The sequence below is a fragment of the Candidatus Marimicrobium litorale genome (genome assembly GCF_026262645.1).
In the GTDB taxonomy this organism is placed as follows: domain Bacteria; phylum Pseudomonadota; class Gammaproteobacteria; order Pseudomonadales; family Halieaceae; genus Marimicrobium; species Marimicrobium litorale.
Genome location: NZ_SHNO01000001.1, coordinates 412582 through 425726 on the forward strand (window position 1 = coordinate 412582; position 13145 = coordinate 425726).

9 protein-coding genes and 1 pseudogene are annotated in these 13145 nt (G+C 55.1%); 7 read left to right on the plus strand and 3 right to left on the minus strand.

Annotated elements, in window-relative coordinates:
• The first annotated feature begins 20 nt into the window (after window positions 1-20).
• Window positions 21-536 (plus strand): SprT family zinc-dependent metalloprotease, encoded by a 516-nt coding sequence (locus EYC82_RS01890; RefSeq protein ID WP_279247861.1) that lies wholly within the window; start codon window positions 21-23, stop codon window positions 534-536.
• A 60-nt stretch (window positions 537-596) separates the two neighbouring features.
• On the opposite strand, the pseudogene EYC82_RS01895 reads toward EYC82_RS01890, so the two are convergent.
• The 3 genes and pseudogenes from EYC82_RS01895 to EYC82_RS01905 all read right to left on the minus strand — a co-directional run.
• A pseudogene (locus EYC82_RS01895) lies at window positions 597-3593 on the minus strand (DUF748 domain-containing protein); the annotation flags it as partial.
• Window positions 3594-3761: 168 nt separating this feature from the next.
• Window positions 3762-4763 carry an AraC family transcriptional regulator gene (locus EYC82_RS01900; RefSeq protein ID WP_279247863.1) on the minus strand — a complete coding sequence of 334 codons (1002 nt, stop codon included), beginning with the start codon at window positions 4761-4763 and terminating at the stop codon, window positions 3762-3764.
• A gap of 7 nt (window positions 4764-4770) precedes the next feature.
• Complete coding sequence (locus EYC82_RS01905) at window positions 4771-5943, minus strand: GGDEF domain-containing protein (protein ID WP_279247864.1); 1173 nt, start codon at window positions 5941-5943, stop codon at window positions 4771-4773.
• A gap of 135 nt (window positions 5944-6078) precedes the next feature.
• Here EYC82_RS01905 and EYC82_RS01910 point away from each other — a divergent pair, with 135 nt between their 5' ends.
• From EYC82_RS01910 to EYC82_RS01935, 6 genes are all read left to right on the plus strand, one after another.
• A complete protein-coding gene (locus EYC82_RS01910) occupies window positions 6079-7254 on the plus strand; it encodes an acyl-CoA dehydrogenase family protein (protein ID WP_279247865.1) in 1176 nt (391 codons plus the stop codon).
• Between the two features lie 46 nt (window positions 7255-7300).
• A complete protein-coding gene (locus tag EYC82_RS01915; RefSeq protein WP_279247866.1) occupies window positions 7301-8092 on the plus strand; it encodes an SDR family NAD(P)-dependent oxidoreductase in 792 nt (263 codons plus the stop codon).
• A gap of 263 nt (window positions 8093-8355) precedes the next feature.
• A complete protein-coding gene (locus EYC82_RS01920) occupies window positions 8356-9489 on the plus strand; it encodes a CaiB/BaiF CoA transferase family protein (protein WP_279247867.1) in 1134 nt (377 codons plus the stop codon).
• A gap of 25 nt (window positions 9490-9514) precedes the next feature.
• Window positions 9515-10303 (plus strand): enoyl-CoA hydratase/isomerase family protein, encoded by a 789-nt coding sequence (locus tag EYC82_RS01925; RefSeq protein ID WP_279247868.1) that lies wholly within the window; start codon window positions 9515-9517, stop codon window positions 10301-10303.
• 19 nt (window positions 10304-10322) lie between these two features.
• Window positions 10323-11102 carry an enoyl-CoA hydratase gene (locus EYC82_RS01930; protein WP_279247869.1) on the plus strand — a complete coding sequence of 260 codons (780 nt, stop codon included), beginning with the start codon at window positions 10323-10325 and terminating at the stop codon, window positions 11100-11102.
• 39 nt (window positions 11103-11141) lie between these two features.
• Window positions 11142-12674 carry an acyl-CoA carboxylase subunit beta gene (locus EYC82_RS01935; protein ID WP_279247870.1) on the plus strand — a complete coding sequence of 511 codons (1533 nt, stop codon included), beginning with the start codon at window positions 11142-11144 and terminating at the stop codon, window positions 12672-12674.
• Window positions 12675-13145 lie beyond the last annotated feature (471 nt).

The following is a 13145-nucleotide window of genomic DNA, read 5'->3' on the forward strand; positions in this document are numbered from 1 at the left end:
AGGCTGGAGAAAAAAGCGGCGTGTTACAACCAATCGGGGCATTAGAGAAAAAGCAAGTTACAGAAGCGACAGAGCGCTATATTGATCAGGCCGAAGCGATTTTTGACCGGCGTTATAAGCGAGTGCCCGTCCTCTTCGATCTGAAGGGCCGCAGTGCGGGCATGTTCAAAATCCATGGCGAAAGTCGCGTGATACGTTACAACCCATGGATATTTGCCAAGTACTACGAGGAAAATCTGCGTGATACGGTACCTCACGAGGTCGCGCATTTCATAGTGCACGAAACGTATCCCCGGCGTGGAACCAGGCCCCATGGGCCCGAGTGGCAGGATCTGATGCTGCGCTTTGGCGCCGACCCGGCAGTAACATTCGATCTCGATCTGGAGGGTGTACCCCAGCGCAAGCAATCTACCCATCGCTACCACTGCGGCTGTCAGTTACATGATGTCTCTGCCACGCGGCACAATCGAATGAAGCGAGGCCGGGTCAATTACCATTGTGTTATATGCGATGGTCGACTGGTCTACCTTGACTAGCGGAGAGCCACTGTTTGGCGTCACGCTGCATATCCAGCAGTGTCATTTAGGGTGACGGGATTAGTTCTGTATCGCCAACTCTACTCCACTGAAATTATTCTGCTCGACGTTCAATACAGGCCTGCCTACTACCGCGCGATCGGGAGCCAACCCCACAGTGTTCAATAAATAGGCTTTCACGTTCATTGCGCGCTCCTCGGCCAGTGCAAGCAGCTGCTCGTCCGTAATGGGTATGGCGCCATAGACTGCCGCGTACTGTTCCCGAACAGATGTGTCTTTGCCGCGTGGGGTACCCCGCATATCCTCATATCGCTTGATGATTGCCGCCTCCCATCGTGCATTTTTTTGCTCGACCTCTTCGACAGGCAAGCCATTCGTAACGAGTTGTGCCTTTAAAATATTCTTTTGCAGGCGTTCTGTGTCTGCGGACTGGTTGATCTGTCCGTTGATCACCAGCGAGAGGATTGGCCGCTGCTCCAGTGCGGTTCCCAGTGTATCCAGCTTGCCTGTATTCTGCTCAGTCAAGTCAGCGTAACCGGGGGTAAAACTCAAGCGTTGAAGATCTTCTTCGCTGTCCGCAAGCTCGGCGAGCAGTGTAAAAGGCGAGGTGACAACCTTGATGATCGTGTTGAAAATAGCCTGCGATATCACTCCGCCCAGCTCGAAGTTGGGGCTGGCGACGTCGCCCGATACTGGAATTTTCATGTCGATAACGCCATCTGAATCGGTCATGATTGCCAGAGCCATTTCGAGTGGGAGATCAGCTGCCTTGTCACTTTTCACCTTGTCGCCCAGTTTCAGCTTGTCGATTCGAATAGAGTTCCTGCCGTCCAGTTGGTTGTCAGCCATCTTGTATTGCAAATCAAGATCGAGCAAGCCCCGATCAATTGCGTAGCCCGCGTAGGTGCCCGTATAGGGTGAGAGGGCAGCCATATCTACGCTGTCAAACGTGAGGTGCAGATCAATCGCCAGTGCATCGGCAAAGGGAGAGAGATCGCCCTTGAGCGAGACCGGGGCGTAGCCGTCCACGGTGCCCTTGATGTCGACGGCAGCACTTTCGCCAGTCTGGGAATCTATGTTGCGTACCTCACCCTCGATCCCGACAATCACGGTTCGAAATTGGATGGGCAGCGATTCATCCCAGAAATCAATCTCGCCATCTGTGATAGTAATTTCCGGAAGACTGAAGGTCCACGGTTGAGCGTCTGTGGGCAGATCAGAGATTGTCTCTGGCTCACCATCGTCCTCTTTCCAGATATTTGAGGTGTTAAGGGTACCGTCTTGCTTGATGTGCGTTCGGCCGACATTGCCATCGATATCCAGCTTATCGAGTACGATATGACGTTTTTCAACATCGACGCGCAGTCCTGTGATACGCAACAGGTCCCAACCGGCGATACGCCCGCCATCGTCATCCATGCGCAAGCCAAAGCCCCTGATGGTACCGTCCAGTTCGGCGCTCTGCGGGGCGAACCCGCTAACTGTTGCGCTCCCCTCAACGTCCAGTTCGCCGCGAGCAACCGTCGCCCGGAACTGTGGCGGCAGGCTGGGGTCGATCCAGGGCAGCCGTACTTTTTCCGAATCGTAGGTGAAGCTGCCGTTGCCTTCCTCAAGGTCAAGCGCTCCTTCTATAGTCAACGTGGCTTCACTATTCACAATCAATTGCAGAGATACCCCGGTATCGCCCTGCGGTGGCCAATGGAGATTGTTAACAGAAGCGCTTGCTGATGTAACGACCATCAGTTCGGGTGCTGTGAACGGAGAGCGCCAGCGCAGGCCACCTTGCTTGAGAGTGGCCTTTGCCAGGCTAACGCTCCAATCATTTTCGTCGTCGGGTGGCTGCCGAGACGGCTCCGTAGGCAGGTCTGGTGCGGTAGCAGCGGCGCTCCGCTGTGGAGTTTCTGCCTTGGCCTTGTCGCTGAGCTGCTCAGCCGAATGATCGCTTACTTGTCGCGTGGCAGTGTTGGTTGCATCTTGTGTGGCTGCAACGTCAGGCACTTGCGAGCTATCATCTTGAGCCGTGTTGCTATTAGTCTGCTCGTTGGACGCGCTCAAAGGGGCAAGCATATCGACCAGGCTGATCTGGGCGTCGTTCATCCATCCCTCGGGTGCTAATGAAGCTGCGACCAGTGATTCGATGGTAATCTTTTGCGCGATGCTGTCGACCGCAATGTCATCGATAGTGAGGGCTTTGAGCATGAGGCGGGTGTTCGGCAGCGCTTTAATGTCTTTCGGCAGTATGTCTATGTTCGCTAGCTCGACGCGGCCGTAGTCGATTTTGTAGACGAATGTGTCAGCCCAGTCCAGCGTGTAGTCGCCAGCCAATGCGAGGCGACCATCCGTCAGCTCGAAGCCCAGCCAGGGTTCGCCCAATCGCCAAAGCTTCCTCAAGCTGAGATTCTCGATCTGCAGGCGGCCGTTGCTGTTACCCGAAGCGAGTGAAACCTTGCCTTCCCAGTGCAGGGTGCCACCACCATCGCCTCGCAAGTCGATGGAGTAGGGCTTGCCCTCGGTCGTTAAAGTGGAAATATCTTCAGCGCGAATGTGCAGGCCGTCCCAGTTGCTGTCGTAGGCCTCATCCCGGGCCCTGTCGCTCAGCACAATAATGTCTGACTGTAAGTCGAGTTCGTGGATAGTGATGGGAGGCATGGCACCCGGCTTTTCCTCCAATTCTGCGTCTTTTGTCGGTTCGGGTAAAAGGTCGGAGAAGTTATAGGTATCCGCGGATATTCGCGCTACTGCCAGGTCGATGTTGCTGAACTTGACCGTATCCATTACCCACCCGGCATTCCATAGGCTTGCAACGGAGAGGTTGACGGAGCCTTCGCTAAAACCCAGTACCTGCTCGCCCCTTGTGTCGCGGAGCGCAGCATCGACGACATCCAGGCTCAGCTTGAATGGGTTCAGCACCACCCACCCAGTGTCGAGTGTCCAACCATACGTATCGCGGACATAGTTATGCGGCAAAATATTGAGGGCGGGGGTCGCGATTACGAGTGCGAAAAAAAGGTAAATGGCGTAGACGATGGCCAAGCCACGTAATGATTTATGCACTGAGGCGTTCCTGTGGTTCCTTTACGTTGCGTGGAATATAGGCCATTTCATAAAAACTGACCACCTCAGTGATCGACATGCGTGGACCACGGGAAAATCGACCGTAACGTATTTATTGCCGATCAAGCAGCCGATAGCCGAGATAGGCGGAGATCAAACAAGCGGCCGAGTTCAGAGTCCTTTGCGGTAGGTGTAAGGGGTGATTCCGGTCCAGCCCTTGAAGGCTCTGATAAAAGCACTGGATTCAGAGAAGCCTGCGCGGTGCGCAATTTCCTCGATGCTGAGCCCCTGCTTGCCGAGAAAGTGCAGAGCCGTATCCCGGCGAACCTGATTCTTGATGTCCTTGAAAGTAGTGCCCTCGGAAGCCAGGCGGCGTCGCAATGTTTGCGGGTGGATGTCCAGCGTGTCCGCGACATCATTGAGTTCGGGAATTTCTTTCAAACGTCGGCGGATAATATCTCGCACCCGGGCCGTCCAGCTGTTGGCGGCGTAGTCCTGAGTGAGCATTATCAGCACGGGATGGCGCAGGAAGTGTCGCAGCGAAGACTCGTTCTGGGTCACGCGCTTTTCCAGTTGTGTTCGCGAGAATACCAGCTGTGTTTGCGGCTGCTCGAATTGCACGGGGTTTGCCAGAAACATGTGCCGATAATCCTGGTTTTGTGCTTGTGGAGGAAAATTGAAGTCTACCGCCTGGATCGGAATATGTTCCTGTACCAGCCAGCTGGCGAAACGGTGCGTGTTGAACAGCATGAGTTCTTGCAGATAAGGGATAGGCTGTTGGTCGGTCCCTTTGGCATAAAGCCTGACGCGGGCAGATTCATCGTCTTCCTCCAGCACCGGTTGCCAGCACAGTTCGAATAGTTGGTAGAAGCGGCAGTAGCGGGCCAATGCCTGGCCCAATGTCTCTGCGCTGATCACTGCCTGGCACATCATTGACCAGCAACCCATGGGTAGGCGGCGGACGCCATAGCCGAGGGATTCGTCATCCATAGCCCGCATGGTGCTTACATTTAGATCGGCAAAACGTTCAATAGAAATTCGGGCATTGTCTTCGGCCATCAAGCGCGGGGAAATGCGGTTCTCCCGCAAGAGACTGACCGGGTCCAGACCTCGGGCAACTGCATTTTTCAGGACCGCTCGAGCAAAATAGACAGAGATAGATAGATCGCGCATGTGCCCCTCAGCCGCGTTGCTCCCGGCTACTCAGGTAGACCGGTTTATTCTCTACGGAGGCCACTCGGTTGCGGCCTCCCATTTTCGCGAGGGTCATTGCACGACCAGCTTCCCCGGACAGCGTGTCCAGTTTTATTTCCCCGACTGCTCCTGCTACCCCCAGGCTCACCGTTATGGGAATGCGCTGCTGGTTTGCCACCATGGGAATTGCACTGACATCCTCTCTGATGCGTTCCGCAAGGATGCGTGCCCCGTCAAGGTCGGTTTCCGGCAGCACCAACAGGAATTCACCGCCACCGGTGCGTGCCAATACATCCGAGGTGCGACATTTGTGCTGTATTACTTCTCCGACCTGGAGAATAACCTGGTCCCCTGCGTCGTGCCCGAAGTTGGAGTTGACTCCCTCAAAGTGGTCAATATCAATGAGGACCGCTGCAGTGTGGGATTGCTGTCGTGATGCGTGGGCAATGGTAACCTGCACCGCGTGCTCAAGCCCACGGCGGTTCAGAAGCTGGGTCAGAGGATCTTCCGTTGCCATCTGAGTCAGTTTCTGCTGGTACTCGATCACAACGCCGGCGAGGAAGCCCACCGCTACAAGTACGTACGCAGCACTGTAGATGCTAAAAGTAAGCTGTTGGGCTGACTTCAAATCCCCCTGCTGCAACCACTCGAAAAGGGCAAACGGCACGCCGATCAGCATTATCAGGCCCGCAATGGCAAGTAGGGCGTCACCGAGGTTACGCGTCTGCCAGCTGTAGAGCGCGCTTACCACACCAGCGCTGGCATAAAAAACCGTGGCGGCCAAAGCCTGAATAACGAACATTTGCTGCGGCACCACGAAAAACACACTGAGACAGGCAATCAGGCAAAACGCGCCGAGGAGGTATCGCCCCTGATAGATTTTTGCGCGTTGACCCGCTGCAAGAAAAAAGATGTAGCTTGTCATTACCGACGCCACCGAGGGCACGTCCACCATCATAGGCACGTTGGATCCCTGTTGCAGGGCGAAGGCGACCCATCCGAGCAGCGCCGACATGAAAAACACAGCGAAAAGACCAAGCCCGGGGATCGTATTGTTGGCGTCGCTCAGTGCGTAAACCACCAACAGCAGTACACCTGTAATAAGGAATATCAGCCCAAAATGAAGCTGGAACCAGTTTTCGGCGTGGAGATGCTCCATAAGTGTCCTAGTGGCGACATGACCTGCCGCTGTCATGTCCAGTCAATTTATTTGTCGGGAGCGGTCATTGTTGGCCTCTCGGGCGCTAACCATACTGTGAACCGCTTAATTACCTGTCTCCAAAGGGCTTTCCCCATGTTGCAAAGACAATTTACCGAAGAACAGCACATGTTTCGCGATGCGTATCGCAAATTTCTCGCAGCGGAGATTGTGCCACATATGGAGACCTGGCGTGAATCCGGAATTGTGGACCGCGAGGCGTTCCGGCGCGCCGGTGAACAGGGCTTTTTGATGATATGGCCCGACGAGAAATATGGTGGAATGGGTGACACGGACTTCCGGTTTGAGCAGATTATTATCGAGGAGACAAGTTACGCGCGGGTTGCAGACTGGTACAACACACTTCATAGCCGATTGGTCGGGCCGTATTTCACCCGTTTTGGTAGTGAAGAGCAGTGTCAGCGCCTGCTGCCCAAATGTGTCAGTGGCGAGCACGTGCTTGCTATCGCCATGACAGAGCCTGACGCGGGCAGCGACCTTGCCGGCATGCGCTCCAACGCCGTGGAAAAAGACGATCACTGGGTGCTTAACGGGTCCAAAGTTTTTATATCGAATGGGATCAACGCGGACCTCGTCATTGCGGCTGCCAAGACCGATCCTGAGAATAATCCTCATGCCATGACATTGTTTGTTGTCGAGCGCGGCATGGAGGGCTTTGAGCGTGGCCGCAACCTGAAAAAAATGGGCCTGAAGGCTCAGGACACAGCCGAACTGTTTTTTAATGACGTCAAGGTGCCCAAGGCCAATGTGCTGGGCGAGCCCGGCAAGGGCTTTTACTATTTGATGGAAGGACTCGCCGAGGAGCGTCTTATTGGCGCGGCAGGGTACCTGTCCGCTGCGCAGCTGTCCTGGGACTTGACCCTCAATTATGTGAAGGAGCGTAAGGCCTTTGGCAAGACAGTTGCTGCCTTTCAAAATACACAGTTCAAGCTCGCTGAACTGCGCACGGAACTCGATTTTGCTCAGGCTTACGTCGATTACTGCGTTACAGCGTTCAATGCCGGAGATTTGACTGCGGTAGATGCTGCAAAAGCCAAGCTGGCCACGAGTGAGTTGCAGGTAAAAGTGGCCGACGTTGGTGTGCAATTGCATGGCGGTAATGGCTACATGGATGAATACCCTATTAGCCGGCAGTACACCGATGCGAAGATTTCCACAATCTATGCGGGCAGTTCTGAGGTGATGAAAATCATAATTAGCCGGGATTTTCTGGCTGAAGACTACACCCCGTTCAACACGCGTAACTTTTGACCACTAACGCCGATACCGGCATACCAATTCGTTCAGGAGAATCGATATGGATTTGAAAGATAAAGTCGCAGTAATCACTGGTGGATCGTCTGGCCTGGGCCGCGCTACCGTCAAACGTTTTGTCGCCAATGGTGCCAAGGCTGTTATTTTCGATATGAATGAAGAGAAAGGACAGCAACTGGTTGATGAGTTCGGCGGCAGCGTCATTTTCTGCAACGTCAACGTGACCAGTGAGGAGTCCGTTCAGGCTGGTATCGCCGCCGCGATGGACGCGTTTGGTGCTATCCATATTTGCTGTAACTTTGCTGGAACCGGGAACGCCATACGTACAATGGGCAAGAAGGGCCCATTCCCTCTGGATGAGTTCAATAAAATTATTCAGATCAACCTGGTAGGCACCTTCAATGTACTGCGCCTTTGTGCTGAGAAGATGTCGGACAACGAGGTGATCAACGACGACGGTGGCCGCGGCGTTATTATTAATACGGCATCGGTGGCTGCGTATGAAGGGCAGGTTGGTCAGGCTGCGTACTCCGCCTCCAAAGGCGGTGTTGTCGGGATGACGCTGCCTATTGCCCGTGACCTTTCTGTTCTGGGTATTCGGGTGAATACTATTGTGCCTGGCTTGATTGCGACCCCACTGATGATGGGCGGTGCAGAAGAAATGACCCCGGAAATTGCAGAATTCCTGCAGCCACTTGCCAGCCAGGTACTGTACCCCAAGCGACTGGGTAAAGCGGACGAGATCGCTCAGTTGGCGCAGCAGATCGCCGAGAACGACTATATTAACGGCGAGTGTATCCGTATGGATGGCGGTATACGGATGCAGCCCAAGTAGGGGTAGTGCCAAGAGGTATGCAGGGGGCTCCCGGGTCACGTGATCGTACGATTTTTCTATGTGCGTTTTGCGTGTTGGGAGCTTTTCCTTCCCGCCTCTAGTTTTTTGACCGGGATGTCAGGCAAGGATTGTCGATGCAGCAGCGCTGAGGCGATAGACCAGTATGCACGCCCTCATCCCAGCCTTTGATGTTTAATACACTTAACACGCCTGCGTTTCCCCCTGATCGTCATTAGGGGCCGCAGCTGCAGCAGGAGGGGCGGATGGGTCCACTAAACGGTTACACGGTTCTTGAGCTGGCGGGCATCGGGCCCGCGCCAATGGGGGCTATGATCCTTGCGGATATGGGTGCGGAGGTTATCCGTATCGACAGGGCCGCGGGCATGGGCGGCATGCAGATGAAAGATGTTAGCTCTCGAGGCAAGAAATCAGTTGCGCTGAATCTCAAGGATCCAGCCGGTGTGGAAACGCTATTGCGCATGGTTGAAAATGCCGACGTGCTTATTGACCCTATGCGACCGGGTGTTTGCGAGAAGCTGGGAATTGGCCCGGACGTCTGTCTAGAACGTAATCCCAAGCTGGTTTATTCCCGTATGACGGGCTGGGGTCAGGATGGCCCGCTGGCGCAGGCTGCTGGGCACGATATCAACTATATTTCCATTACGGGTGCGCTCTTTGCGATGGGTCGTAAGGGTGAGAAGCCCGTGCCGCCGCTGAATTTGGTGGGTGATTTTGGTGGTGGTGGTATGTTGTTGGTCACAGGCGTGCTGGCAGCGCTGCTGGAGACTGGAAGTTCCGGCAAGGGGCAGGTTATCGATGCGGCGATGGTTGACGGCGCTGCGCAGCTCATGTGGATGTTCTATGGCTTCCAGGCGATGGGACTGTGGAATGAGAAAGAGCGCGGTTCCAATATGCTTGATGGTGGCGCACACTTTTATGATACCTACGAATGCGCCGATGGTGAGTACATCTCTTTGGGCTCTATCGAGCCTCAGTTTTACGCACTGCTGAAGGAATTGGCCGGCTTGTCAGAAGAGGACTTCGGTGATCAGGGCAACAGGGAGAAATGGCCCGAAATGAAGGAAAAGCTGACAACGATAATGAAAACTAAAACACAGTCGGAATGGTGTAGTCTCATGGAGGGAACGGATGTTTGCTTTGCGCCGGTTCTTAATTTCATGGATGCTCCCAATCATCCTGCCAACGTGGCCCGTAACGCTTACATAGAGCTGGATGGAATGACGCAGCCCGCTCCGGCGCCGCGTTTCAGTCGCACGCCTTCGCAAGTGCGTCACGGTGGTCATGACGTCGGCGAGGATACCAGCGCTGTGCTGACCGACATGGGCTTTGGTGAGCAGGAGCTGAATACGCTTCGCGATAGCGGCGCAATCACATAGAAAATTTGCACGAGAGGACACAAGCATGAGTCACTACGAAGCAGTACAAATAAAGTTGCAGGGTGCGGTAGGTGTTGTAACGCTCAATCGACCGGACAGGCTTAATAGCTTTGATGGCAGTCTGCGTCGCGAACTGCTGCTGGCAGTGCGCGAGATGAACGCGAATGACAGCGTACGCGTAGTTGTGCTTACAGGAGCAGGCCGTGCCTTTAGCGCCGGAGCTGATCTCGCTGATATGCCCGAAGATCGAACCAATTTCCGAGTGGAAGACCAACTCAACGGAGAGTACAAGCCAGCGCTGCTCGAGATTCACGAAGGCCCCAAGCCGTGGATTAGTGCGATTAATGGCGCTTGCGCGGGGATTGGCAGTGCGCTGGGCATGGTGTGCGACCTCACCGTGATGGCAGAGGACGCATATATCTACCAGGCGTTTGCAGCAATCAGCCTTGTGCCTGATGGAGGGGCTACCTGGCACCTCGTGCGTACTCTGGGTCGCAAGCGTGCCTATGAAATGATTGTGACAGGTGAAAAGGTTAGTGCGCAGAAGTGTCTCGAGTGGGGGCTGTGTAACCGGGTTGTGCCCGCTGAGACCCTGTTGGAGGACACGCTTAACTGGGCGAATGAGATCGCAGCAAAGGCGCCGTTATCGCTTCGTTATGCCAAGGAAGCAATTAACGATGCGATCGAGCAGCCCTTGGCTGAAACCATCTCGGCGGAGGCCAAGTTGCAACATATTTGTATTAGCAGTGAAGACGCAAAAGAAGGTGTTGTCGCGTTTATGCAAAAACGCGACGCGAACTGGAAGGGCCGCTAGGGCGATTGAGGCGAGTATTATGTCAGATACAGAACTACTTATTGAGCGTGAGGAAGGTTATGCGGTTCTCACCTTGAATCGGCCGGAGGCACGTAATGCGCTGTCGCCGCAATTACTGACACAACTCTGTGAGGCGTTTCGACTACTTCAGGACGATCGTGATGTACATGCGGTTGTGCTGACAGGCGCCGGGAAGGCCTTCTGTGCTGGACTTGACCTCAAGGCGATGGCAGAGGGTGGCGGTCTTGGTGCCTATGCCATTCATGGTGAGCACGACATTATGGCGGCCATGGACGCATTTGATCGTCCTATCATCATTGGTGTTAACGGAGTTGCCGCCACGGGTGGCTTCGAGTTGGCTTTGATGGGCGATATCCTGCTGGCCTCCGAGGAGGCGCGTTTTGCTGATACGCATTGTCGCGTTGGTCTCGCGCCCGGATGGGGGCTATCACAGAAACTCGCACGGATTATTGGGCCGAGCAGGGCCCGAGAAGCGCACTTCACCGGCAACTTCATCTCCGCCGCTCAGGCGGAAGCCTGGGGTCTTGTCAGCCGCGCTGTGCCGAGTGATACGTTGCGTGATGAATGCTGCCGCATTGCCAGAGATATAGTGGATTGTGTGCCCGAGACGGTGAAGGTTTACAAGACGATGGTCAATAAAGGGCTGTCGATGGACCTCGCCGCAGGTCTTGCTATGGAACGCAATGTCATGACCTATGTGAACCGCAGTGTATCTGGTGAATCGATCGGAGCGCGTCGCTCTGGCGTGCAGGAACGCGGCAAGTCGCAGCAATCCTGATGATGTTCGCGTCTCCGGCGGCTTAACAGGGAGTAGTCAATGGATTCCGATGTCAGGCCCGAATTGCAGGCACTCCGTGAGCGATTGACAAGCACACTGGATGAAGCGCGCAATGAAGCGCGGGAACGTCGGCATGCGAGAGGCAACCGCACCGCGCGTGAAAACGTCAATGACCTTGTTGATGAGGGCTCTTTTCAGGAATACGGACAGCTGGCGGTTGCAGCACAACGCAGTCGGCGGGAGTATGTCGACCTGCAGACCGATACCGCAGCCGACGGCATTATCACCGGTACCTGCACGATCAACGCTAAACTTGTCGGTCACAGGCAAGCCCGCGCGGTGGCAGTGGTAAACGATTACGCTGTATTGGCTGGCTCCCAGGGGTATTTTCACCACCGCAAACTCGACCGCATCTGTGAGCTCGCCAGGGAGCAGTCCCTGCCCGTGATTATGTACTCAGAGGGCGGTGGTGGGCGTCCTGGCGATACCGATGTTATGACCCAGATCGCGGGACTCAACCTGACGTCGTTTAGTACTTGGGCTGCCCTCAGTGGCAGAGTCCCGAGGATTGCCGTCAGCAATGGGTACTGTTTCGCCGGCAATGCCGCGTTGTTTGGAAGCGCCGACTTCTGCATCGCCACGCGTAACTCCTGGATCGGTATGGCGGGTCCGGCCATGATCGAGGGTGGCGGCCTTGGTACCTATAAGCCGACTGAAATAGGCCCGGTTGCGGAGCAGGAAAAAATCGGTGTGGTCGATATCGTAGCGGAAGACGAGGCCCACGCTACACGACTTGCGCAACAGTTATTGTCGTATTTTCAGGGTCCCATAGCTGACTGGGATGTGTCGCCGCAGAACGTATTAAGGGATGTGATACCCCAAGAACGGCGCTGGGGCTACCCGGTGCGCAAGATTATCGAAACGGTGGCCGACACAGGATCTTTTCTTGAGCTGCAGCGTATTTATGGCCGCGGAATTATAACGGGCTTTATTCGTCTTGAGGGTCAGCCTGTCGCCCTTATCGCTAGCGACTGCCAGCAGTTGGGAGGAGCGGTCGATTCCGAAGCGGCGGAAAAGACCGCGCGTTTTCTGCAGATCTGCAATGCGTTTTCGCTACCGTTATTGTCTCTGGTCGATACGCCTGGTTTTATGGTCGGGCCGGCCAGTGAACAGCAGGGTGCGGTGCGCCGCATGTCCAGTTTATTTTTGGCCGGTTCGAAGCTGGACTCGCCTCTTGTCGCGATTTTCTTGCGTAAGGGCTATGGACTGGGAGCGATGGCGATGACGGGCGGCAGTTTTGTTGCTCCCGTTTATGCGGCCTCGTGGCCCACAGGTGAATTTGGAGGTATGGGCCTCGAAGGAGCGGTTCGGCTTGGTTTTCGTAAAGAGCTGGAGGCCGAAGAGGACCCGGATGCCCGCGATGCGTTGTTTGATCAATTGGTGGCAAAAATGTACGAGGTCGGCAAGGCGGCCGAGGCTGCCTCTTTTCTTGAGCTGGATGCAGTCATTGATCCCGCTGACACACGGGCGGCAGTGCTGCGGGCACTCGCGGCGGCGGATGCAATCCGCTGAGTCCAGTTTTGCACGATATTCGACCCGTTGGCCAGCTCAAGGCGGCGCTCGGTGAACCGTGCTAGACTATTTTTTGTTGCTTCCACGCAAGTAAAGGCACGAGTGCCGGTGGGCTTGCGCTGGATGTGCGCCATGCAAGGAATGTATGCGATTGGTGCCTGTCGCACCAGCCGGTGTCAGTGTGGATGAGGGTCGCGGCAGCCCGTACGGCGGAAAAATCAGCGGCCCTCTTGGTAACCCTGTGCAGGCAGGGATCGAAGCCCATAAGCCAGCGGCAAGCATTCGGCCAGAGTCCATCCCGTGTTGTGTCGCTATTTTCAAATGGGTGGCTCGACCAGAGCGGAGTTTGACCTGTTCAGGCCCCGGTCTGTCGTCGTCTGTCTTTTTCGCTGCAAGCGATACCGTGTGGCTTGCTGCCGCCGCCGATAGCAATGTTTGTTTATTTGCACATAATGATGCAGCGAAAAGTAT